Raw genomic sequence first — 23,568 nt, 5'->3', positions numbered from 1 at the left:
TATAACTCACTACGAAGCGTTACAGAATAACATATGTACTTGCCGAGAGACCGCAAGGAGAAACCTGATGCGCTACCTCCTCCCTTTGCTGACCGCGCTTGCAGCGCCCGCCGCCGCCGCACCCACCGTGGTGACGGATATCCCGCCTGTGCATTCGCTGGCTGCGCAGGTGATGGCGGGCGTGGCGGAACCGGTGCTGCTTTTGGACCGCGGCGCGGATGCGCACGACTTCCAGCTTCGCCCCTCGCAGGCGCGGGCGCTTGGGTCGGCGGATCTCGTGGTCTGGATCGGCCCTGAGATGTCGCCGTGGATGGAGCGGGGGATCGGCAAGACGCCCGCCCTTGCGCTTCTGCACACGCCCGGAACCGAAGTTCGGAACTTCGGAGAGAAGGATCACGCCGACGATCACGACCATGGCCACGACCATGGCGACGGGCACGACCATGGCCACGAGGGCCACGATCATGATGATGAAGGCGATAACGCGGATCATGCGGACGACGGTCACGCGGGGCATCATCATGAGGGCCTTGACCCCCACGCCTGGCTCGACCCCGCGAATGCGGCGCATTGGCTGGAGGCGATCGCGGTGGAACTGTCGCGCCTCGACCCGGAACATGCGGCAATCTATGCGCGCAATGCCGCCGCCGCGCAGGAGCGCGTCTCAATGCTGGATACGCGGCTGAAGGCGGAACTGGCGCAGGTGAAGGATCGGCCCATCGTGCTGTTCCATGACGCTTACGGCTATTTCGCGGCCCATTACGGGCTGCAGATTCTCGCTACCGTGTCGGATGGAGAGGCGGCGACGCCCGGCGCCCAGCGGTTGAGCGCGCTGCGCGGAGAGATCGCGGATGCGGCCTGCATCTTCCCGGAGGCCAACCATGACCCGGCCTATCTCAGGCTGCTGACCGAAGGGACGACGGTGAAGATAGGCGGCGCGCTGGACCCGGAAGGCAGCCGGCTGGAGCCGGGAGCCGCGCTTTACGCCACCCTGATGACGGGTCTGGCGGATACGGTTTCGGCCTGCCTGAAGTAAGGGCTGCCTGAATAGTCCGGCCTGTAACAGTTCGGCCTGAAATAAGTCGGCCCGAAGTCAGGATCCGTTGGCGGCGCGATACCAGGCGATGATCCGGGCACGCTCCTCCGGCTCCATGAAGGAGACGTTGGCGGGCGGCATCGCATGGGTGACGCCCGACTGCAGGTATATGTCCTTGGCCTGCCGCGCGATATGGCCGGGGGTATCCAGCCGCACGCCGCGCGGTGCCCACAGGATACCCTCATAGCCCGGCTCTGCCGCGTGGCACATGGAGCAGCGCCCCATCACGATGTCGGAGACCTGCTGAAACCCCTCCGCCTGCGCGAATTTCGCGGCCCCGCCCTGCAGCAGCACCTCATCCGGCGGATCGGTACGGAACATCGGCGCGGTGGAAAGCCAGGCGATCACGAGGAAGATCACCGCCGTTACCGCCCAGGTCCAGTTGGGTTGGCCCTTCCGGGCGTGCATCGTGTTGAAATAGTGACGGATCGTCACCCCCATGAGGAACACGAGGCTCGCGATCAGCCAGTTGTATTCGGTGGCGAAGGCGAGCGGATAGTGGTTCGACAGCATCAGGAAGATGACCGGCAGCGTCAGGTAGTTGTTATGGGTCGAGCGCTGCTTGGCGATCTTGCCGTATTTCGGATCGGGCGTGCGTCCGGCCTTCAGGTCTGCCACCACGATCTTCTGATTGGGAATGATGGTCATGAACACGTTGGCGGACATGATCGTCGCGGTGAAAGCGCCCAGATGCAGCAGCGCCGCGCGGCCTGAGAAGACCTGCGTGTAACCCCAGGCCATGCAGACCAGCAGCACATAGAGCAGGACCATCAGGCGCGTGTTATCATCGCCGAACTTGGATTTGCAGATCAGGTCATAGGCCAGCCACCCGAAGCCGAGAGAGCCGAGCGAGATCAGGATCGCCCCCCAGGCCGGGATATCCGCCACCGACGGATCGACGAGAAACAGCGACGCGCCGTGATAATAGACCACTGCCAGCAGCGCGAACCCCGACATCCAGGTGAAGTAACTCTCCCACTTGAACCAGGTGAGGTGCTCGGGCAGCCGCTCCGGCGCCACGAGATATTTCTGGATATGGTAGAATCCGCCGCCATGGACCTGCCATTCCTCCCCATGCGCGCCTTCCGGCATGCCCGGCGCCTTCTGCAGGCCGAGGTCGAGAGCGATGAAATAGAAGGACGATCCGATCCATGCGATCGCCGTCACCACGTGAAGCCAGCGGATGGCAAATTCCAGCCATTCCCCGAGGACGGTTAGATCGAACATTGGCAAACTCCCGGCTATGCGCCGGGCAGGCTATACCGGGGGCGACCTTCCTGTTAATTCGATAAATCTCCCAGCACCTTCAAAATCCGGCGCAAAATAACCCATGGCCTATGTCGAGAACGTCCGCATGTTCGTCCGTGTCTATGAATTGGGCAGCATGAGTGCGGCCGCGCGGGATCAGCGCACCTCTCCCGCCGTCGCATCGGCGCGGATTTCCGATCTGGAGCGGCATCTCGATACCCGGTTGTTCAATCGCACCACCCGGACCCTGACACCGACGGAATCGGGCCGGATCTTCTATGAAGGCGCGCTTCGGCTGCTGGAAGCGATGGAGGCGGCAGAGGCGGAGGTGAGGGACGCCGCCAACACGCCACAGGGCACGGTATTCGTCGCGGCACCGCTGGGGGTGGGGCGGCGGCTCATCGCGCCTTTCGTGCCCGAATTCCACGACATGCACCCCCGCGTTGACATCCGTATGCGGCTGAGCGACCGCGGTGTGGACATGGCGGGGGAGGGGCTGGACGTGGCCTTCCACCTTGGCCGGCTGGAGGACAGCGAATTGAAGGTGCGGGTGATCGCGGAATGCCCGAGGCTTCTCTGTGCCGCGCCTGCTTACATCGCGGCGCGGGGAAATCCGGCGGACGGACTCGCGCTGGTCCGGGATCGCCATGCCTGCCTCAACCTGCGCTTTCCGGGCGCGCGGGAGTTTCGGTGGACGCTGATGACACCGGAGGGACCGGAGCGGTTCCAGGTCTCCGGCCCCTATGAGAGCGATGACGGCGACGTGCTGACGGGCTGGGCGCTGGCCGGGCGTGGTATCGTGATGAAGCCGGTGTTCGAAGTGGCGCGGCACCTTGCCTCGGGCGCGCTCGTCGCGGTGGCGGAGGCAACGCCGCCGCTCGCCATCCATCTCTCCTGCCTGACGCCGCATCGGCGGCTCCGGGATCCGAAGATCCGCCTGTTCGTGGACTTCATGGTTCAGCGTTGCCGCGAAGGTCTCGCCCAGCGAATGGAACTTCTGGGAAAGTGAGCGGCCTTGGTCCGCGACTGCGTTGAGGGCCGCGCGGCCTGTCGACGCCTGGGAGCAGAGGCCTCTGCGGCACCCGTCCTCTCGCGCCGCAGAGGACGCGGGGGGCGACCCCCGCGCCTTGTTTACCGCCTGTGTTACCCCAGGCGCGTGATGAAACGGGTTTCGACATAGGCTTCCAGCGCTTCGGAGCCGCCTTCCGTGCCATAGCCCGAATCCTTGATGCCGCCGAACGGCACTTCCGGCAGGGCAAGGCCGAGATGGTTGATCGCCAGCATTCCCGATTCCACTTCGCGCGACAGCCGGTCTGCCGTGGCGGAGGTGCGGGTGAAGGCATAGGCGGCAAGACCGTAGGGCAGGCGGTTGGCTTCCGCGATCGCCTCATCCAGATCGCCGAAGCGGTTCACGACGGCGACGGGGCCGAAAGGCTCCTCGTTCATGATCCGTGCCTCGGTCGGCACATCGGCCAGCACGGTCGGCTCGAAGAAATAGCCCTTGTTGCCGATCCGCTGGCCACCCGTAGTCAGCCGCGCGCCATGCTCCACGGCATCGCCGATCAGCGCCTGAAGGGCCGGAATGCGGCGCTCATTGGCGAGCGGACCCATATCCATGCCCTTTTCGAGCCCGTTGCCGACCTTCACGGCCTTCGCTGCTTCGGTAAAGCCGTCGATGAACGCATCGGCCACCTTTTCCTGAACAAGGAAACGGGTCGGAGAGACGCAGACCTGCCCGGCATTGCGGAACTTGTGCACGGACATCAGCGAGATCGCCTTCTCGATATCCGCATCCTCCGCCACGATGACCGGCGCATGGCCGCCAAGCTCCATGGTCGCGCGTTTCATGCTCTGCCCGGAAAGTGCCGCGAGCTGTTTCCCGACGGGGGTTGAGCCGGTGAAGGTCACCTTGCGGATGGTCGGATGCGGAATGAGATATTCGGAGATCTCCGCAGGCACCCCATAGACAAGGTTGATGACGCCCGCAGGCGCGCCGGCATCGATGAAGCAGCGGATCAGTTCGGCGGGGGAGGAGGGCGTCTCCTCCGGGGCCTTCACGATGATGGAGCAGCCCGTCGCCACTGCGGCGGAGAGCTTGCGCACCACCTGGTTGATCGGGAAGTTCCAAGGCGTGAAGGCGGCGACCGGCCCCACGGGAAGCTTCATGGTGATCTGCATCACCCCGGGCTGGCGGGAGGGGATGACCTGGCCATAGGTGCGGCGGCCTTCCTCGGCGAACCATTCGATGGTTTCCGCGCCAGCAAGGATCTCGCCCTTGGACTGGGCGAGCGGTTTGCCCTGTTCCCGGGTCATCTTCCAGGCGATGTCGTCGGCCCGCTCCCTGAGCAGCGCCGCCGCCTTGCGCATGACCTTCACCCGGTCCATGACCCCGGTATTCTTCCAGATCTCGAAACCCTTCTCGGCGGCGGCAAGCGCGCGGTCCAGGTCGGCCTGCTTGGCCCAGGCGACGCGGCCGATCTCTTCTTCCGTTGCGGGATCGACGACGGGGATCCACCCGCCCGTTCCATCGCACCAGTCGCCGTCGATGTGGAGCTGGACGTCTGTATAGGCAGTCATGATGGTTCCTCTCATCCGGATGCAGGTCAGCAGATGCGCGGCTGGCCGCGGCCCGCGCAGTCTTGGCCCCGCTCCCTCTCAGGGTCAAGGGCGGGATGTCTGCTGGAGGGGAGGAGGCGCGGCAGATGTCCCTTCGTCGCGGACCTGCTGCCGCCACCCGCGCCTGTGGCGGTCAAGGCGGGATGCCTCCTGAGAGACGTCCGTTAGACTTGCCCTCCGACGCAGACCTGCGCGCGGCGCGGCGCGCCGTCGTGATCAAGGCGGGATGCCCTTGGGCGATGCCCGGTAGAGGTCCCCCTTGCCCCTCTGCCGCCGGTGTTGTCCGTGGGGGCGAGACGCTTATTGGGGGGATGACCCGCAGACTTGCGTCGCAGACTCGCGTTTCTGCCGCCGGTACCCCATGGTCGTCAACCGATGGGATGGCTCTTCATGGCGGGCTCCTCCACCGGGCATCCGCCGTCGCCAGCTGGAGGCTCGGGTTCCCTTGCATGCTTCAGGTCCGGGCCCTAGGCTTTCCTGAACGGCCGTCAGCGGAGATCCCTTCATGCCGCTCCAGGTGTTGCAGGTCGATGCGCATCTCTCTTTCACCCTGGCGGTGTTCCTGCTCATCGTGGGCAAGATACTCACCCTGCGCTGGTCGCTGCTGCGCCGGTATTCCATCCCGGAGGCGGTTGCGGGAGGGCTGGCCTTCATCGCCGTCGTCACGATCCTCCACATGGTCTGGGGGATCGACCTCGAGATGCAGCTTGGGGCGCGGGATTTCCTTTTGCTCGTGTTCTTTGCCGGGATCGGACTGAACGCAGATATCCGGGCGCTGCGGGAGGGCGGGCGGCCCCTTCTGGTGCTGACAGGCATTTCGGTAGCTTTCATGGTCATTCAGAACGTTGCCGGGGTGCTGATCGCGCTGATTTTCGGGCGCCCGGCACTGGAGGGGCTGCTGGTCGGCTCCATCCCGCTGACGGGCGGTGTCGGAACCACACTCGCCTGGGCGCCGATTCTGGAGACGCAACACGGCATCGGCACGGCTCTGGAACTTGGTGTCGCCTCCAATACGGTTGGGCTGGTTGCGGCCTGCCTCATCGGCGGGCCGATGGCGGCCTTTCTGATGGCCCGCTACCGGGTGCGACCGTCGGAGGACAAGCGGCTGGAAATCGGCGCCGCGCACGAGAATCCGCCGCCGCTGGATTACATGTCGGTGCTATGGGCGGTGCTGCTGCTGGATGTGACGGTCATGGCAGGACAGGCGTTGCATGGCGTGATCTCGCTCACCGGAATCACGCTTCCCGCCTTTGTCAGTTGTCTTGTCGCCGGCATACTTATTCGTGCGCTGCTTCCGCGCGGGCTGCGGGGCCGGGTGAGCCGCCAGTGGCCGGGGATGAGGCGCGCGATGGCGCTTCTGTCGGAACTGGCGCTGGGGCTGTTTCTTGTCATGGCGCTGATGGGGCTGAAGCCCTGGGCGCTGGCGGATGTTCTGGGCTTCGTGACGGTCGCACTGGCGGTGCAGATCGCGTTGACGCTGGTCTATACCGTCTTTGTCGTCTTCCGCGTGATGGGACGAGACTATGAGAGCGTGGTGATTTCATCGGGCTTCAGCGGCATCACGCTCGGCTCCACCGCCACGGCGATCGCCAACATGACGGCGGTGGCGCGGCAATACGGGGCTGCGCATGCGGCTTTTGTCATCGTGCCGCTCGTCTGCGGGTTCTTCATCGACCTTGCGAATGCGGCCATCATCTCTGTCTTCGTCTGGCTGCTGGGATAGCGGCGACCAGATAGATTGCATTCAAATTAATTGTATGCCATATTTCTGGCATGCGTGACGATACTCCTCTTTCCCGTTTCGGCTTCGTCTTTTCCCGAACCGCGCGCCGATGGCGGCGTGAGCTTGACCTTCGACTGGCGGAGATCGGGATGGCGGATGCCACCTGGCCGCCTCTTGTGCACCTCAGCCTCTCGGGGGGCGGGATCAGCCAGAAGGATCTCGCGGAGCGTGTGGGTATAGACGGATCAAGCCTGGTGCGGCTGCTCGATATCCTGTCGGAGCGGGGTCTGCTCGAACGCCGGCCCGACCCGGCTGACCGCCGCTCCCGCCAGCTCTATCTCACACCCGCGGGGGAGGACGCAGTCCGGCAGATCGAGGCCGTTCTGGAGCGGACGGAGCGGGAGATGCTGGAGGATCTCGACCCAGATGATCTCGGACGTCTTCTGGAAGCGATGGAGCGTATCGAACGCCGCATCGCTTGCATGCAGGAGGATGAGCGGTGACGGCTCTCATTCTTTCCCGTCTGGGCATCGACGCGGCGCGGCTCCGCTTCACCGGGCTGACGGCGTTGGCGGCGTGCCTGTCGCTGATCGTGGCCTGGGCATTGGGGCTGGAGCATCCGCAGTGGTCGGCCATGTCGGTTTGGGCGGCGACGCTGCCGGTGCGGGGACAGCTTCTTGAAAAGGCCGCCAACCGGTTTCTGGGAACCGTTGTCGGCGCGCTGTTCGGCATGGGGCTGATGGTGGTCTCCGGTGGAGATATGGTGGTTCTCGTCGTGGGAATCGCCCTCTGGCTCGGGCTTTGTGCGGGGCTCGGAAATGTCATCCGGGGGTTCGCGGGTTACGGGGCCATGCTGGCGGGCTATTCCGCGGCAATGGTCGCGCTGCTGGATACCGGACATCCCGAGACTGTCCTGCATCTCGGGCTGGACAGGATGGCGACGGTGCTGGTCGGCGTCGCCATCGCGCTGGCCGTCGGTTGGCTCTTCGGGCGCGCCGCCGACCCTTCGGAACCATATGCCCGCGTCAGGGCGCTCACCCGTCGTCTGCTGACGGCGGCAGCCGCCACGCTCCGCGGTGCGCCTGCAGATGCCCGGGAGGCGACGGCCCTCCTCTCCGAAATGGCGTCGATCGAGGATACGCTGGACACCGCCACCGCCGGCTCCCCACGCTCCCGCAGGAGTGCGCGGGCGACCCGCTGGCTCCTGTCGGGGCAGGTGGGACTTATGCTCTGGCTCAGGTCCGAACGGGCGGGGCGCGCTCCGCGCGCGGGGGATGCGCAAACGGCGGCGGCGCTGGACACCGCTGCCGCCGCCATCGACCGGGGGGAAGATATCTCGCCCGCCCTACGCGCGGCCGCGGCCGCGGCAGGGCCTTCGCTGGCGCGTGCCCTGACGGCCCTGGCCGACGCGCCGTGGCAGGAGGCAGCGCGCGCCGATCCCGCGCCTGTCCACCGCGACTGGCGGGGCGGGCGTGAGGCCGCGATCCGCGCCGTGGTGACCATGCTGGTTGTGGGCGGCATCTGGATCGTCACCGGCTGGTCCTTTGGCGCTTACATGATGCTGGGTGCCTCCATCATGACCTCGGTCTTTTCGACCTTTGACAATCCCGCTGTGACGCTCCGCACCGTGTTGCTCGGGCAGGCGCTGGGCGCCTTGGGGGCGCTGGCTGTCCGATGGCTGCTCTGGCCCTTCGCCTCGGGGGAGTTCGGTCTCATCCTGCTCATGATGCCGGCGATCCTCATCGGTGCGCTGCTGATGGCGCAGCGGCGGATGGGGCAGGCCGCCTATGACTACAACATGGTCGTCTTGCTGATGCTGCAACCCGTCTGGCCGCTCGCGATGAGCCTTCCCGGCTCCCTCACCGCCGCGGTGGCCGTGGTGCTGGGTCCGCTCGCCGGGCTGGTGGCGTTCCGGCTGATCTATCCGGTGGACGGTGTTCGGCGGCTGACAATGCTGCGCGAGACGATGGTGAGGGAGTTGACGCATCTCGCACGGGATCCGCAGGCGGCACGCCGGGCGTCCGTCTGGCGGGCACGGCTTCATCACCGGGTTCTGCGGCTTGTCCGCTGGTCGGAGAAGCTTGAGCGCGCGTCTGTCCGGGAGGCGGATGGAGGTCTGGCGGTCCTGACGCTCGGGCGGGCGATCCTGCATCTGCACGACCTCGCTGCCTTGCCGCTTGCCCCGCATCAGGCCCGCCTTGTGCGCGCTCTGCTGGAGCGTTTGTCCCGGCTGGACCGGGACCCCGGCAAGGCCGCCCGGGCGCTGAGGAAGGGCGCAGAGGCACTTGCCGCACAACCATCGGCGGATGTCCGGCTGCTCCGGGCCGCCGCAGACGGGTTGGAACAGGACATGGACTTCTTCCGGCTCGGGGGCGACCTCTCCAATGGCGGTTCGGGTGGCCCGATCAGCGTCGGACTCGCCCCTGCATGAGCTCCATTGCCAGAAACAGAAGCGCCACGATCACCGTCACCACGACGGAGGCCGCGGCCAGCGTCGGGTTCACCTGGAAGAGAATGTCATCCCACATCTGCTTGGGCAGAGTGGTGACGAGGCCGCCGCCGACGAACATGGCGATGGTCAGTTCCTCGAAGGACTGCAGGAAGCCGGTGATGAACCCGACGACAAGCCCGCTCGCGACCAGCGGCAGGGTGATGCGCCGCGCGATGGCAAGCGGGGGCGCGCCCAGTGTCGCCGCCGCCTGATCCAGCCGCCAGTCATGGCCCTTGAACGTGCCGAGAAGGACGACGAACACGATGGGCAGCGCGATGACCGAATGCCCGACGATCAGCGCGGCATTGGTGGCGACCATCTGGAACTGCGCGAAAACGTAGAAAAGCGACATGGCGATAACGATCGTGGGCACGACCATCGGCGCCATGAACAGCAGGAACAGCGGCCCCGCCAGGCGGCTTCCGCCCCGCACCACCGCGAGCGCGGCAAGGCCCGCCAGCACCACGGTGACCACCGCGGTCGCAAGGCCCACGGCGAAGGAGCGCGTCATCGCCGCAAGCCAGAGGGGGGAGTTGAAGAAGGTCTCGAACCAGCGCAGGCTGAAGCCTTCGGGCGGGAAGGTCATGAATTCGCCCGCCGTGAAGGCCATCGGGAAGAAGCCCACGACCGGGAACAGCAGCACGAAGATCAGCCCCCAGGCATAGACATCGAGCAGCCTTCCGCCCGGCAGACCCCGAAGATGCCTTGCCCAGAGATGCTCCACCTTCGCAAAACCCTCCCCCAGCCCTGTGGCCAACCCCAGTCCCAGACGGCGGAACAGGCTCTCCGGCGGCCGTGGGCGCGCCCCGCCCCCGGCGATGGAGGAAATGCCGAACACCCGGTCGAACAGCAGGATGGCGAGCAGGGTGCTTCCCATCAGCACGAGCGCCAGCACCGCGCCGAACTGCCAGTTCTGAAGCTGGTTGATCTGCGAGATGATCATCTGGCCGATCAGTGTTTCCTTGGGTGAGCCGATGAGGGCGGGGGTGATGAAGAAGCCCAGCGACATGACGAAAATCAGCAAGGCCGCCGTTGCAACCCCCCGCATGGACAGCGGCAGGTAGATGCGCCAGAACGCCTGCGCCCCCGTCGCACCCAGCGTGGCGGCGGCGGGCGTCAGGCGCTTGTCGATCTGATTGAGCACCGGCATCATCGTCACGACGCCGAGCGGCAGCATCGTATGCGCCATCCCCAGCACGACTGTCGGGCGGGAGAACAGCAGCCCATCGCCTCCCGGCAGGCCGAGCGCATTCATCGCAGCGGCGACCACGCCGTTCCGGCCCAGCAGCACCAGCCAGGAGAAGTTCTTGACCAGCGCACTCGTCCAGAACGCCAGAAGCACCAGCATCAGCAATATCCGCTGCCGTCGCGGCGGCTGCTTCGCCAGCCAGTAGGCCAGCGGATAGCCCAGCAGGATGCAGATCACCGTCACCTGAAAGGCGATGGTGAAGGTGGTCTGAAGCACCCGCTGATACAGCGGGGAGGAGACGAGCTTCTGGAAGCCCTCCAGGCTGAACGCCCCCTGCTTGTCCTGAAACGCCACCGTCATCATCTGGCCCACCGGCCAGAGGAACCATACGGCCAGAAACACCAGAGCCGGCAGGGCCAGCCAGAGAAGCGGCAGCCGACGCTGCCGCCGGACGGGCGGGGGCGGCGATGTCATTGCGGGCGCGAGGGTCTGGTCGGTCATCTCTCGGCTTCCTTCGGTCTTCGCTCCGGCCTCCTGTCGCGCCGGGGGCGGCAATCGCCATGTCCCTGCGTGCTGCCGATATGTTCGGCTCCGGCGGCAGGCCGTGAATGTCTTAGTCTGGATCGGGCTTCCTGGATTGAGCAGTCTGGATTGGGCAGTCTGGATTGAGCTTCGCTCACCCCGAGAGCCGTGGTGAGCGAAGCCATGTCGCTGTGCCTGCCTCTCAGAGAAGCAGCCACTCCTCCATCCGCTCAACCACCTTGTCGTTGTTCGCCGTCCACCATTCGGAGTCCAGCATGGTCAGGTTCCTGATATTGTCGGGGAAGGTCGGCATCCGGTGGGCGCGGGCCGGATCCATGTGTTCGAAAGCCGCGTTGTTGGTCGGTCCGTTCGCCACGATGCTGGAATAGTGCCCCTGCCGATCCGGGCGGAGACAGAAGCGGCAGAATTCGCGCACCTCTTCCAGATGCGGCGTGCCCTTCACCACTGACCAGCCGTCCACGTTGTAAAGTCCGTTCCAGACCGGGGTGACGGGCGCGCCTGCATCGATGGCGGCGAAGGTGCGTCCGGCCCAGGAGTCGGACATGTCCACCTCACCGTTCTGGAGGATCTGGGTGTTCTGGGCGCCGCTCGCCCACCAGACGGAGACATGTTCCTTGATCTGGTCAAGCTTGGCGAAGGCCCGGTCCACGTCGATCGGATAGAGATCCTGCGGCGCCACGCCATCCGCCAGCAGCGCCAGCTCCAGCATCCCCGAAGCCCCGCGATAAAGACCGCGCCGCCCCGGATATTTCTCCACATTCCAGAAATCCGCCCAGGTCTTGGGCCCGTTTTCGCCGAACTTGTCGTTCCGGTAGGCCATTATGATGCCGTAGACGGAAAAGCCGGCCCAGTCGGCAGTAAGCGTACCGGGGATCATGCCGTCAACGCTTTCGGGGGCAAAACCCAACGTCTCGATATAGTCCCCCGCCTCGTGCAGACGGGCGACGTGATCGGGCGTCACCATGCAGGCGTCCCACAGAAAGGTCTTGGTATCGACCAGCATCTTGAACTGGCTGACCGGGTCTGCGTCATGGGCGACGTTGATGACCTCGATCCCGGTTTCCTGCTGGAAGGGATCGCAGAACGCCGTCTTGATCGCAGCTGCGGGAGCGCCTCCGACATCGGCGACGGTGATCCGCTTGGCCTGGGCCAGGGCGCCGCGCGGCAGGATCGCCGGGGCGGCAAGGCCCACCGCGCCAATGGCCGCTGTCTTGAGAAGCCCGCGACGGGTCGGCCTCATCAGTGTGGTCATGGAGAACTCCTGTTGGGTCAATATTATGGGTCTTAAGCCTTGAGAACGCGGGAATTGGCCGGATCCCAGGTGAGGGAGAGCACCTCGCCCGGCGGGATGGGGTCGGCTCCCGCCGGTCTGCGCACCGTGAGCACCGCGTTCCCGGCCGTGCGAACGATGAGCCGGGTTTCCGATCCTGCGTAAATCCGCTCCTCCACCCGTGCGGTGAGGAACCCTTGCCCGGCAGGGACAACGGAGAGGTACTCGGGCCGCACGGCGAGCGATATGTGCTCCTCCCGCCCGGTGGAATTGGGCAGGGGCAACTCGCCGTCGGGGGTGAGCAGACGGTCGGCCCCGGTCCGCTCGCCGCGCAGGATGTTGGAGATGCCGATAAAGTCGGCCACGAACTCGGTACGGGGGGCGTCGTAGATGTCCATCGGCGTCCCCAGTTGCTCGATCTGCCCCTCGCGCATCAGGCAGATGCGGTCGGAGAGCGCCAGCGCCTCCTCCTGATCGTGGGTGACGAAGATGATTGTGGAGCCGGTTTCGCGGTGGATGCGCTTGATCTCGATCTGCATCTGTTCGCGCAGCTTGCGGTCGAGCGCGGAAAGCGACTCGTCCATCAGGATCAGCGAGGGTTCATAAACAAGACACCGTGCCAGCGCCACACGCTGCTGCTGGCCGCCCGACAGGTCGGAAGGGAAACGGCGGTCGAAGCCGGAGAGGCCGACCATCTCCAGCGCTGCCGAGACCTTCCGGCGGACCTCGGCGGCCTGCAGCCTGCGCATCTGCAGCGGGAAGGACACGTTCTCCGCCACCGTGAGATGGGGAAAAAGCGAATAGCTCTGGAAGACCACGCCGATGTCGCGTTTGCTGGCGGGGGCGTGGGTCATGTCGCGCCCGTCGATCAGGAGATGGCCATCCGTCGGTTCCACCAGCCCCGCGATGAGCTGAAGGAGCGTCGTCTTGCCGGAGCCGGAAGGGCCGAGCAGGGTCAGAAGCTCCCCCGCCTGCACCTTCAGATCCACGGGACGGAGCGCCTGCACATCTCCGTAGCTCTTGCCCAGCCCGCGGGCCTGCAGCTTTGGCGTGATCTGGGTGGCGCGGATCGGGGATTCGCTGGTCATCTCTCGCTCCCGTCGTGGCTGTCCTCTGGTGATGGGCGCGGGGGGCGACGGCGTAAATTAAGAAAACCGGCGGGTTTGGTTAGGGAAGTCCTATCCATCCGGCGTTTTTGGCGGAGAAAGCGGCGATAGGGCCCGCAAGGGGAGCAACGGCTCACCGCTCGCGACAGCGCCAAATGCTGCGCTGCCGCGAAATGAGCGCACCTGCCCGTTTTCGCGGCACTTCCGCAAGGGAAGCCTTCAGGCGCGGACCCGCCGTTCCATCAGCGGCGCGACCATTCCGGGAATATAGGAATCGGAGATATGCGTGCGGCAATGTTCCGCGAAAGCTTCGACCAGCCGAGATTTCCGCCGGCCCTTGAGCGTGGCAAGGCCGAGGATCATCGGCCGCGGCTCCCCCGCGATGCGGACGCGGACCACCTTCCGCCCGTCCATCGCGAGATCCGACCGGGGAAGGACATTGGCGAGCGTGTAGCCATAGCCGTTCGCGACCATCGTCCGCAGGATCTCCGGATAGGGGGAGCGGCCACCGATCACCGGGTCAAGTCCCGCCTGCAGGAAGATCGACAGGAAATATTCCCGGCTGGAGGGCAGGTCCAGCAGCAGAAGCGGCTCGCTTGCCAGTTCGCGCACCGTGATCGCGGGCAGGGTGGCGAAGGGATGCACCTCCCCCACCACCGCATGCAGCGGCAGGGAGGCGAGGGGCGTGAACTCGAAACCATCGGGAACCAGAAGGTCATAGGTGATGGCTATGTCCGATTCCCCGTCCACGAGCGCGCGGAGAAGCTGGTCGTGATCGCCGATCAGCGGTGCGATGGCGGTCGTCGGAAAGGCGCGCGTGAAGGAATGGCTGAGTTCGGGCAGCACCATGGAGGCAAGCGTCGCCATGCAGCCAAGGCTCAGCTGGCCGCGCACCATGTCTGTCGCCTCGGACGCGGCGGCGTAGAGTTGCTGGGCCTGCTCGACAAGCCGCTTCGCCTCCGCCAGCACCGCCCTCCCGGCCGGGGTGAGCGAAAGGCCCTGCGCATGGCGGCGGATGAAAAGCTGGGCGCCCAGCTCCTCCTCCAGATGCGCGATGGCGGTGGAAATGGAGGGCTGCGAGATGTTCACCCGCTCCGAGGCAAGGGTGATCGACCCGGTCTCGGCGGTGGCGATGAAATATTCGATCTGGCGAAGAGTGTAACGCATGGGGAATTATCGCCCTCGTACCGGCAAGCGCAACAGCGCGCGTCGGAAGCCGGGGTGAAGGCGGAGACGGCCCGGTTCTGCGGCTGTCGACGATGACGGCCACGGAAAAGCCTTCCGTAACGCCAGCAGGGGCGCCTCTGCACCACTCCCGTCCCCACGCGGCTCGTTTTTCCCATTGCCCCTGCGTTTCACTAGCCCTTGCGCCCCTTTCCCGTCGAAGCTGCGCGGAGCGCCTGCGGAAGGCAGCGCCGAAGGTGCCGCCTCGCTTTCCGCCAGGTACGCAATAGGCAAGTTGAATGGGTCTGCCCGCACGGGACAATGGCAGGGGCCTCCTCGGAGAAGCGGCTCGATAAGGTTACGATTGCCGGTGGAAATTCATGCCAGCGGTGGCACTGCAACACGGTCGCGTGGAAGGATAATGGCCGGGAGCGATGACTGCGCTTGGCTGCGGCGTCGCAAGCGCCAAGGGCCTGCTCACGCACTGAGGGGGCGCAGGTGGCGGAGGGCGGTGCCACGCCGCCAGGTGAACGCGCGGGTTGCGCATATCCAGGCGATTCTTGCCGATATGGCCGCGAACGAACACCCTCTGTTCCCAGGGAACGAAGGCCACAGATCGTTGCTGGGGGTCTGCTCGGGATAGGTGTCCCTGATGTTGAACGTGCGGATGCGCTTGTGCACCGGCCTTTAGGGCCTTTCAGGCGGTCCGCCGGGGCTCGGCGGGACGAGAATAGGCGGGTCGAAAAATCAGCTTTCGGCAGGCAACGCGCCGACGCGGCGAGCGATGTATCGGGCGAACTCGAAATTCGGCCGCTCCAGATGCGACAGATAGCCCGGCGCGCCGAAGCGGGAGGAGACGCCGCGGAACACGCGTTCGGTGCAGCCCCGGTCTTCCTCGTTCACCTCGTCAAGCAGGGTCTTCAACGCTGCGAAATGCGCCTCCGCCTCCGGGTCGGCCATGAATGCGGGGGAAAGGCCGCCGCCATAGAGGATCTTCACATGATCCGGCCCGTCGGGGTGCAGGCAGAGATACCAGAAATATCCCGGCGTCAGCGTGATGAGCAGCGCGGGATAGATGGCGAGCAGCCAGGTGATCCGCCGCTCATCTCCCTGCAGCCGTGTGTCCGACGGATGGGCAAGCGCCAGCGGCACCGAATCATTCTTGAGGATGAAATGGTGGTTGAAGGCGTCCGTCCCCTCAGGGCAAGTCATCTTCATCAGGTTTACCGAGCCGCCGATCGTGTCGGAATGGCAGACCGGGAGATGGTAGCTTTCCATGAAGTTCTCCGCCAGCACCTTCCAGTTGGTGTTCCAGCGGTGCTCCTCCCGAAAGGTCTCCACATAGGATCCCATGTCGAGATAGCCGACAAGCTTCTCCACATCCGCAAGCCGCTCGGCCGGGGCGGGCGCTTCCGGGTTGAGTGTGACGAGGATCCAGCCCAGCCATTCCTCACACCGGATCTGCGGAAGCGCGACATCGGTCTTGCAGAAGCTCTCGTTCAGTTCCATCGCAGGCGCGCCGCGCAGCGAGCCGTCAAGGTTGTAGGTCCAGGCGTGATAGGGGCAGACGATGGCACGGGTCCGACCGCGCCCCTCCAGCAGCGTGGACATCCGGTGGCGGCAGACGTTGGACATCGCGCGGAGCGTTCCCTCCCGGTCGCGCAGCACGATGATCGGCTCGCCCGCGATATCCATGGTCAGGTAGTCGCCCGGCTCCTTCAACGCGTCCGCCCGCCCGGCGCAGAGCCAGTCGCGGGCGAAGATCGTTTCCAGTTCCCGCGCGACGAACGCCTCCGACGTATAGACGGATTTCGGCATCGCGCGGGCGCTTTCAAAAGGCTGGCTCACGTTCTGGGCCAGCTCCTCGATGGGTCGGAGCGCGGGATCGTGCTGCGTCATGGGTGTCCGCCTTTCACAAAAGGGCCTGCCTTGATGCAAAGCCTACGCCGCCTGGGGGGAGCGAAGAATTATCAACTTCTACACCCCTGCTTAGGGTTTACCTAATCCTGGGTGGCGATCAACACGCCACCCCGCGCGGTACGCTTCCGATCATCGCCTCTCCGCGCTCCGCGCGGCGGATGTTTTCCGCGATCGTGCGCGCGGCGCTGCCTGCGCGGGTCTGGCTGGCGACATGCGGTGTGAGGATGACGCGGGGATGTGTCCAGAGCGGGTCGTCCGGGGGAAGCGGCTCCGGGTCCGTCACGTCGAGCACGGCCGCCGACAGATGCCCCTCGTTCAGCGCAGCGAGAAGCGCGCGCTGGTCGAGCTGGGGTCCGCGTCCGGCGTGGACAAGGCCGGCGCCTTCGGGAAGGGCTGCCAGAAGCTCCGCGTCGATGATGCCGCGGGTTTCCTCTGTCAGCGGCAGGAGACAGACGAGAATGTCGCTTTTGCTCACCATCTGCTTCAGGCCTGCCACCCCGGTGAAGGAGGCAACGCCCGGCACGTCCCGCGGTGTCCTGCTCCATCCTGCCAGGCGGAAGCCGAAGGGCCGAAGCCGTTCCGCAGCCGCGCTTCCCAGCTCTCCAAGGCCGAGGATACCCACCTGGCGTTCGGAGGGCAGCGGGTTCGGGAGTTGCCGCCACTGCCGCCGCGCCTTCTGCACCATGTAGGCAAGAAGGTCGCGATGGATGAGCAGCACCGAGAGGGTCACATAATCCGCCACCGATGCCGCCACCGCAGGATCCACGAGACGGACGAGCTCCGTCTGCTCGGGGAAGTCGTCCTGCCGGAACTGGTCGATCCCGGCGGAAAGCGAAAAGACGCAGCGCAATGCCGGCAGCAAGCGCCGCAGGCCGGCGGGCGCACGATAGGTGACGAGGTAGCGGACATCCTCGGCCGCCATGTCTCCGGGCATCACGCCTTCCGGCGCGGCCAGCACGCGACGGCCGGGAAATTCGCGGCGGAGGATTTCCGAGAGCGTGGCCACGCGCTCGGCATCCGCGCTGATGAGAATGGTCATCAGTCTGCGTAGTCCGGCTCTTCGCGGTCGAGGATCCGCTTCATCTCCTCGAAATGCGCGATGGAGAAATCGCGGATGCCTTCCCAGTCCAGCGCCGTGGCCTCCGCCACCTCGTCCGACAGCACCGAAAGCGGCTGACCGGTGGCATAGGCGGTGGTGAGGATCTGACAGGCCCGCTCCATCGTGTAGATATCGTCAAAGGCCACGCCGATAGTGTCGGAGGCGACGAGGATCCCGTGGTTGCCCATCATCAGCCGCGAATGATTGCCGAGCAGCCCCGCGAGCCGCGCGCCTTCCTCCACCGAGTCGGCCATGCCGCCGTAGTGCAGATCGACGGCCACCCGGTTGAAGTAGCGGGCGGTGTTCTGGTCGATGGGCAGGATCGCGGGATTTTGCAGGCAGGCGATGGTGGTGGCGTGGATCGGATGGAGATGCAGCACCACCCGCGCCGAAGGGTTGGACTTGTGGATCTGGCCGTGGATCGCCCAGGCCGTCGGGTCCACAAGGCCGCCTTCTGCCGTTGCGGGGTCGTCGGCATCGAGCAGGAGCAGGTCGCTGGCCCTGATGGTGGAGAAATGCTTCCATTTCGGGTTCAGCAGGAACTGGCGGCCGTCGGGAGAAACGGCGGCGCTGAAGTGGTTCGCGACGGCTTCGTGCATTCCCAAGCGTGCAATGATGCGGAAGGTCGCCGCAAGGTCGATGCGGAGCTGCCGTTCATCGGCCGATGTGATGTTGTCTTTCATGGGGGAGGTCCTGTTGGAGACGGCGGGCATCTGACGGCCCGCCTGAGGGAGAGGAGTTTATTCCGCAGCGAGGCTGGCGCCGGCCGTCGCATGGCGGTTCGGCGGGCGTTTCAGCCCAAGGTTCTCACGCAGCGTGGTGCCGGTGTAGTCGGTACGGAAAAGCCCACGACGCTGAAGCTCAGGCACGACTTTCGTCGTGAAGTCCGTCAGGGATTCCGGCAGCACCGGGAAGGCGATCATGAAGCCGTCGGAGGCGCCGGAGGCGACCCAGTCCTCCATCTGGTCGGCCACGTCGGCGCAGGTGCCGAAGAAGATCGCCTTGGATCGGTTGTACTTCCGCATCACCTCGCGGAGCGTCAGCCCCTGACGGATGAGGCCGACGATCTCGTCAAAATAGACCTGATGGAAGTTCGATTTCTCCGGGATACGATGCTCTGGAACGGGCTCGTCCAGCGGTAGGTCCGACAGGTCGGTCTCCAGATCGGTCTTCATGTACATCAGGCTGATGTCGGTGTGGACGAGGCTTTGCCAGTAGTCCCACTTGCGGCGGGCATCCTCCTCGTCCTCTCCAGGGACGATGGAAACGCCCGAGAGCACCTTGAGCTCGTCCCGGTCGCGGCCGAACTTCGCCATCCGGCCCTTCAGGTCTTCGTAGAACTGGATGGCCTGCGCCTTGTTGGCTCCGGTGCCGAACACCACCTCCGCCGTTTCGGCGGCAAGCTCCTTGCCTGCTTCCGAAGCGCCTGCCTGGAAGATCACCGGATGGCCCTGCGGCGGACGCGCCATGTTGAGCCCGCCATGCACCTTGAAGAACGGGCCCTCGTGATCGGTGACATGGAACTTCGCCGGATCGAACATCCGCACGCCGTCGCGGTCGTAGATGAAGGCGTCGTCCTCCCAGGTGTCCCAGAGGGAGGTGACGACCTTGAAGAATTCCTGCGCCTTCTCATAGCGGCGGTCATGCGGCGGCAGCTTGTCCAGACCGAAGTTGCGCGCCGCGAAATCATTGGCGGAGGTCACCACGTTCCAGGCCGCGCGCCCATGGCTGATATGGTCGAGCGAGGCGAAGAGCCGCGCCACGTTGTAGGGTTCGTAGAAGCTGGTGGAGGCCGTCGCGCCGAGGCCGATATGCGAGGTACAGCCCGCCAGCGCGGTCAGGAGCGTGATCGGCTCCAGCATGTTCATGTAGAGCGGCCCCCGCGTCCATGCGTCGAGCTTTTCCGTCCGTGCGGCGGGCGTATCGGCCAGGAAGAAGAAGTCGAGCTTGCCGTCCTCGGCCTTCCGCACGATGTCCTTGAAGTAATCGACATCGGTGGAGGCCCCGTCCGTCGCTCCCGGCACAAGCCAGGCGGAGGAATGGTAGCCGTTCGCTTCAAAAAGCCCGCCCAGAACCATCGGTTTCTTCGTCATATCGATTCCTTTCGCGGCGATACCGGATCGCGGAATGTAGACCAGCCGGCGTGACATGCCGGATGGTGGGAGCAGATGCCCGCCGCGAGCGTCAAGCCGGGCCTGCGGCATCCCGACGGGCCGCCCCCCGGCTCCTGCGCTGTCCTTTGCGGGCCTGGGATTACTCTCCGCGTGAGGGGCGACGGCTGTAAATTATGAAAATCGAGTGCGTGCCATAGGGACGGCCTAACCACGGGGAAGTGCCGGCGCTGGAAGCTTGACCAGAAGGGAGGGGCATGGCTCTATTCTGTTACCGATAAGTAAATGCGCGGTCCCATGTCGAAACCAGCCCTCTCCCCCTGGAGCCACTCCCGCCAGCGCTCGGGGGAGCGGAGCCGCAAGCAGGATGCCGTGCTCCGGACCGCCGCGCGGTTCTTCAACGAACGCGGCTACCATGCGACCTCGCTCGACGACGTGGCGGAGGCGTTGGGCGTGACGAAGCCCACGATCTATCGCTACTTCGCCAACAAGGACGAGATTTTGTTCGAATGCACCCGGCGCGGGCTGAACGCCATCGCGGCCTCCGCCCGGGATGCGGCGGTGGCGGGCGATCCCGCGCCGGAGCGGCTTCGCGCCATGCTGATGGCCTATGCGCGGATCATGCTGGACGATTTCGGCATCTGCGTCGCACGGACACAGGATCACCTGCTCTCCCCCGAAAGCCGCGCCTCTTTTCGAGCGTTGAAGCGGGAGATCGACCTGCTCATTCGTGCCGTGGTGGCGGAGGGCGCGGCGGAGGGGAGCCTCAGCACACCCGATCCGCGCCTTGCCACCTTTGCTTTCGCGGGGGCGCTGAACGGTCTTGGCGCCTGGTTCGACCCGGCGGGGCCGATAACCGCAGAGGAGGTCGCGACGCGGACCGTCGATAGTCTCATGCGGGGCGTCATGCCCGGGAAGGAAGTCGTGCAATGACACTGCCGAAAGCATTCGAGGGATTGCGCCTGCCCGCCATAGCCGCGCCGATGTTTCTGACCTCCGGCCCCGATCTGGTGGTGGAAGTGTGTCGCTCGGGCGTCGTGGGCACCTTTCCGGCGCTGAACCAGCGCAGCACCGACGGTTTCGTGGCCTGGCTTGAGGAGATAGCGACGCGTCTCGAAGCCTTTGACAGCCCGGCTCCCTATGGGGTGAACCTGATCGTCCATCGCTCCAACCCCCGCCTGCGTGCCGATCTGGAGGAGGTCGTCCGGCATCGTGTCCCGCTGGTCATCACCTCTCTCGGCGCGGTCGCGGATGTGGTGGACGCGGTGCATTCCTATGGCGGGCTGGTGTTTCACGATGTCATCAGCCGCCGCCATGCCGAAAAGGCGGCGGAGGCGGGTGTGGACGGAATCATCGCCGTCGCCGCAGGGGCCGGGGGACATGCGGGCCAGATCAGCCCCTTTGCGCTGGTGTCGGAGATCCGCTCCGTCTTTGGTGGCGCCATCGCGCTTTCCGGGGCTATGTCCACCGGTGCGCATATCGCCGCCGCGCGGGCGATGGGGGCGGACCTCGCCTATCTCGGCACCCGTTTCCTTGCCACGCGCGAGGCTATGGTGAGCCGCGCGCAGAAGGAGATGACTGTCGCGGCGCGCGCCGCGGATATCCTCTATACGCCGGCGATTTCCGGGGTGGGGGCGAATTTTCTGGCGCAGAGCGTCGTGGCGGCAGGCATGGACCCAGCAAACCTGCAAGGCCATGGCGAGCTCGACATGGGCAATGAGGCGAAGGTCTGGCGCGACGTCTGGTCCGCCGGTCAGGGCGTCGGTTCGCTAGGTGACATTCCCGGCGCCGCCGAACTCTGCGACCGGCTGGCCCAGGAATATAAAGAGGCCATCACAAAACTCGCGCATGACCCCTTTGCCGGATGGTGACGGCTACTCCAGCCGTTTCCAGCTCAAATACATGCCGATATCTCCCGGCATCCCGTCGGGCCAGTCGATGACCATCGTCTTGAGCTGAAAATCCGCTTCCTTCAGATGATCGCGCCAGATTTCGTAGAATTGGCGCGGGCGGCCGGTCAGGGTATCGGGCCAGTCCGGCTCCTCGTTGTTGATGGCGCGGCCGTGATCCGTGCAGAGCGCGTTCGGGAAGCGCAGCATGAGCACTTCCGTCTCTCCCCGCTCGGCGGCGGTCGTCAGACGCATCTTGAGATTGTCCACAACGTCATGGACCGTCTGGCGATCAAGCTTCAACGGCTCTGAAAGCTGGGCGATCAACTCGTCGCGGGCCTTGTTCGCCTCTGTCCGGGTGGCGCTGTCATCCGCATTCAAGGCGGCGCGGCGGCGATCCATATAGGATTGGAGATCTTCCGCCGTCATGAAGCTCTCATCTCCCAGATGGGTCGTTTCGGCGGGTTTGTCCTCATTCGCAGGCATGATGTCATCCTGATCCGACGGGTGCTGTAAAAGGCAATGTGAAGCAGGATCGGGGCGCGTCAACCACCAGCGTTTAACAGGGGCACCGCGGCGATCAGGGCGCGCAGCGTGTCAGAGGTCGGGGTGGCCAGCACTTCCTCCGTCTCTCCCATCTCGACGATCCGGCCTTGGTCCATGACCGCAAGCCTGTGGGATATCGCCCGCACAACCGCGATGTCATGCGAGATGAAAAGGTATGAAACCCCCGTTTCCCGCTGCAGATCGACCAGAAGCCGCAGGATTCGCCCCCGGATGGAGATGTCGAGCGCCGATACCGCCTCGTCCAGCACGATGAGACGCGGCTCCGTCGCGATGGCGCGGGCGATGGCCACGCGCTGCCGTTGCCCGCCGGACAGCGCATGGATGGGCCGCGCCGCCAGATCGGGAGAAAGCCCCGTCCGCGCCAGAAGCGCAGCAACGCGGGCGGGACGCTCCACCGCGGGAAGCGCTGTCTGAAGCCGCAGGGCATCGGCAATCGCCGAGCCTGCCGTGGCGCGAGGGTTGAAGGCGGCGAGCGGATCCTGAAAGACAAGCTGCATCCACCCGCGCCGCTGACGGAGCGCCTTGCCTCTCAGCGCCAGCCAGTCCTCCCCGAGCAGCGCGATGCGGCCCGTATCGGGCCTGACGAGCCTTAGAAGCACCCGCCCGAGCGTGGTCTTGCCGCAGCCGGAGGGGCCGACAAGGCCCAGCGTCTCCCCCGCAGCAACGGTCAACGACACGTCCTTCAACGCGGGCGTGCTCCGGCCCGGATAGGTGAGCGACAGCCCCTCCGCCGCAAGCAGCACCGGTGGCATGGTCAGGACGGATGGCGTCATGGCCGCGCCGATACCAGCCGGGGGCTATCGAGGCCCAGATGCGCGGCCAGCAGGCGGGCGGTATAGGGCAACGGCGCGGCCATCACCTCCGCCGCCGGTCCCACCTGTATCAGACGGCCGGCCTCCAGTACCGCGATCCGGTCGGCAAGCCCGGCGGCAAGGGCGATGTCATGGGTGATGAAGAGCAGCGTCATTCCGGAGTCGGGCGCAGTCAACGACCGCAGCAGCGCCACGATCCGCGCCTGAACGATGGTATCCAGCGCGCTTGTCGCCTCGTCCGCGATGAGCACATGGGGGTCAGCCGCAATGGCGGTGGCGATCGCGATCCGCTGCAACTGGCCGCCCGAGAACTGATGGGGAAACCGACGGAGCGCGGCCGATGGCTCCGGTATGCCCACGCGGGCGAGCAGTGCCGCCGCCTGGAGGCGCGCGGCTTCGGGTGACAGTTTCAGGTGATGGCGAAGCACTTCCACCATCTGGTTTCCAATGGAGAGCACGGGATCGAAGCTCGCAGCTGGCTGTTGAAAGACGAACCCGTAATCCCGCCCCGGTCGGACCGGGCCGGAGGTCCAGCGGATCTGCCCCGTCACCCGCGCAGAAACGGGCAGCAATCCTGCGAGCGCCAGCGCCAGCGTGGATTTCCCTGAGCCACTTTCCCCGATCAGCGCCAGCCGCTCCCCCGTCCGCAGGTCAAGGTCCACCCCATGCAGCACCGGCATCCCGTCATAGGCGACGCTCAGCCCCTGAAGCGAAGCGAGCACGC

General features: G+C 65.6%; 20 protein-coding genes. 7 read left to right on the top strand and 13 right to left on the bottom strand.

Annotated elements, in window-relative coordinates; genetic code table 11:
* The first annotated feature begins 67 nt into the window (after positions 1-67).
* Positions 68-1,036: a zinc ABC transporter substrate-binding protein gene (locus CN97_RS13290; protein WP_035712334.1), complete on the top strand. Its 969-nt coding sequence runs from the start codon at positions 68-70 to the stop codon at positions 1,034-1,036.
* A gap of 57 nt (positions 1,037-1,093) precedes the next feature.
* Here the strand turns inward: CN97_RS13290 and CN97_RS13285 are convergent, their stop codons facing one another.
* Entirely contained in the window at positions 1,094-2,323 is a 1,230-nt protein-coding gene (locus tag CN97_RS13285) for a urate hydroxylase PuuD (protein ID WP_035712331.1), read from the bottom strand.
* Between the two features lie 103 nt (positions 2,324-2,426).
* Between CN97_RS13285 and CN97_RS13280 the strand changes: the two genes are divergently transcribed.
* Entirely contained in the window at positions 2,427-3,353 is a 927-nt protein-coding gene (locus CN97_RS13280; protein ID WP_035712329.1) for a LysR family transcriptional regulator, read from the top strand.
* A gap of 134 nt (positions 3,354-3,487) precedes the next feature.
* On the opposite strand, the gene CN97_RS13275 is transcribed toward CN97_RS13280, so the two are convergent.
* Positions 3,488-4,921, bottom strand: a complete 1,434-nt coding sequence (locus CN97_RS13275) for an NAD-dependent succinate-semialdehyde dehydrogenase (protein ID WP_035712327.1) — start codon at positions 4,919-4,921, stop codon at positions 3,488-3,490.
* Positions 4,922-5,465: 544 nt separating this feature from the next.
* Here CN97_RS13275 and gltS point away from each other — a divergent pair.
* The 3 genes from gltS to CN97_RS13260 all read left to right on the top strand — a co-directional run bounded on the left by gltS (position 5,466) and on the right by CN97_RS13260 (position 9,114).
* On the top strand, positions 5,466-6,683 hold the full coding sequence (gene gltS / locus CN97_RS13270; RefSeq protein ID WP_242685197.1) for a sodium/glutamate symporter: 1,218 nt from the start codon (positions 5,466-5,468) through the stop codon (positions 6,681-6,683).
* Positions 6,684-6,832: 149 nt separating this feature from the next.
* Complete coding sequence (locus CN97_RS13265) at positions 6,833-7,186, top strand: MarR family winged helix-turn-helix transcriptional regulator (RefSeq protein ID WP_242685196.1); 354 nt, start codon at positions 6,833-6,835, stop codon at positions 7,184-7,186.
* Positions 7,183-9,114, top strand: a complete 1,932-nt coding sequence (locus tag CN97_RS13260) for an FUSC family protein (protein WP_051911243.1) — start codon at positions 7,183-7,185, stop codon at positions 9,112-9,114. Before CN97_RS13265 ends, CN97_RS13260 begins: the two co-directional genes overlap by 4 nt.
* Here the strand turns inward: CN97_RS13260 and CN97_RS13255 are convergent.
* The 8 genes from CN97_RS13255 to CN97_RS13220 all read right to left on the bottom strand — a co-directional run bounded on the left by CN97_RS13255 (position 9,089) and on the right by CN97_RS13220 (position 19,558).
* Complete coding sequence (locus CN97_RS13255) at positions 9,089-10,864, bottom strand: ABC transporter permease subunit (RefSeq protein WP_088217396.1); 1,776 nt, start codon at positions 10,862-10,864, stop codon at positions 9,089-9,091. The two genes, CN97_RS13260 and CN97_RS13255, sit on opposite strands and share 26 nt — an antisense overlap.
* 223 nt (positions 10,865-11,087) lie before the next feature.
* Positions 11,088-12,158, bottom strand: coding sequence for an ABC transporter substrate-binding protein (locus CN97_RS13250; protein ID WP_035712323.1), 1,071 nt, complete (start codon positions 12,156-12,158; stop codon positions 11,088-11,090).
* Between the two features lie 32 nt (positions 12,159-12,190).
* Positions 12,191-13,264: an ABC transporter ATP-binding protein gene (locus CN97_RS13245; RefSeq protein WP_035712321.1), complete on the bottom strand. Its 1,074-nt coding sequence runs from the start codon at positions 13,262-13,264 to the stop codon at positions 12,191-12,193.
* A gap of 237 nt (positions 13,265-13,501) precedes the next feature.
* Positions 13,502-14,449 (bottom strand): LysR family transcriptional regulator, encoded by a 948-nt coding sequence (locus CN97_RS13240; protein WP_035712319.1) that lies wholly within the window; start codon positions 14,447-14,449, stop codon positions 13,502-13,504.
* A gap of 744 nt (positions 14,450-15,193) precedes the next feature.
* On the bottom strand, positions 15,194-16,345 hold the full coding sequence (locus tag CN97_RS13235; RefSeq protein ID WP_035712316.1) for an aromatic ring-hydroxylating oxygenase subunit alpha: 1,152 nt from the start codon (positions 16,343-16,345) through the stop codon (positions 15,194-15,196).
* A 118-nt stretch (positions 16,346-16,463) separates the two neighbouring features.
* Positions 16,464-17,405 (bottom strand): 2-hydroxyacid dehydrogenase, encoded by a 942-nt coding sequence (locus CN97_RS13230; protein WP_035712314.1) that lies wholly within the window; start codon positions 17,403-17,405, stop codon positions 16,464-16,466.
* The gene (locus CN97_RS13225; RefSeq protein WP_035712640.1) at positions 17,405-18,148 is read right to left on the bottom strand and encodes a class II aldolase and adducin N-terminal domain-containing protein; all 744 of its coding nucleotides are present in this window, start codon (positions 18,146-18,148) and stop codon (positions 17,405-17,407) included. Before CN97_RS13225 ends, CN97_RS13230 begins: the two co-directional genes overlap by 1 nt.
* 57 nt (positions 18,149-18,205) lie before the next feature.
* Positions 18,206-19,558: an LLM class flavin-dependent oxidoreductase gene (locus CN97_RS13220; protein ID WP_207391649.1), complete on the bottom strand. Its 1,353-nt coding sequence runs from the start codon at positions 19,556-19,558 to the stop codon at positions 18,206-18,208.
* 315 nt (positions 19,559-19,873) lie between these two features.
* Here CN97_RS13220 and CN97_RS13215 point away from each other — a divergent pair, with 315 nt between their 5' ends.
* Both CN97_RS13215 and CN97_RS13210 read left to right on the top strand, forming a co-directional pair.
* Positions 19,874-20,509: a TetR/AcrR family transcriptional regulator gene (locus CN97_RS13215; protein ID WP_035712634.1), complete on the top strand. Its 636-nt coding sequence runs from the start codon at positions 19,874-19,876 to the stop codon at positions 20,507-20,509.
* Positions 20,506-21,447, top strand: a complete 942-nt coding sequence (locus tag CN97_RS13210) for an NAD(P)H-dependent flavin oxidoreductase (protein WP_035712312.1) — start codon at positions 20,506-20,508, stop codon at positions 21,445-21,447. The genes CN97_RS13215 and CN97_RS13210 overlap by 4 nt, the downstream gene beginning before the upstream one ends.
* Positions 21,448-21,450: 3 nt before the next feature.
* Here CN97_RS13210 and CN97_RS13205 read toward each other — a convergent pair whose 3' ends face one another.
* Genes CN97_RS13205 through CN97_RS13195 form a run of 3 tightly spaced genes read right to left on the bottom strand, consistent with a single transcriptional unit; the run spans position 21,451 to position 23,566 of the window.
* Positions 21,451-21,951 carry a hypothetical protein gene (locus CN97_RS13205; RefSeq protein WP_035712310.1) on the bottom strand — a complete coding sequence of 167 codons (501 nt, stop codon included), beginning with the start codon at positions 21,949-21,951 and terminating at the stop codon, positions 21,451-21,453.
* 59 nt (positions 21,952-22,010) lie between these two features.
* On the bottom strand, positions 22,011-22,805 hold the full coding sequence (locus CN97_RS13200; RefSeq protein ID WP_242685195.1) for an ABC transporter ATP-binding protein: 795 nt from the start codon (positions 22,803-22,805) through the stop codon (positions 22,011-22,013).
* Entirely contained in the window at positions 22,802-23,566 is a 765-nt protein-coding gene (locus CN97_RS13195; RefSeq protein WP_242685249.1) for an ATP-binding cassette domain-containing protein, read from the bottom strand. Before CN97_RS13195 ends, CN97_RS13200 begins: the two co-directional genes overlap by 4 nt.
* Positions 23,567-23,568: the final 2 nt, after the last annotated feature.

It is taken from the genome of Haematobacter massiliensis, assembly GCF_000740795.1.
Taxonomy (GTDB): domain Bacteria; phylum Pseudomonadota; class Alphaproteobacteria; order Rhodobacterales; family Rhodobacteraceae; genus Haematobacter; species Haematobacter massiliensis.
This window is presented reverse-complemented; position numbering and strand designations above follow the sequence as displayed.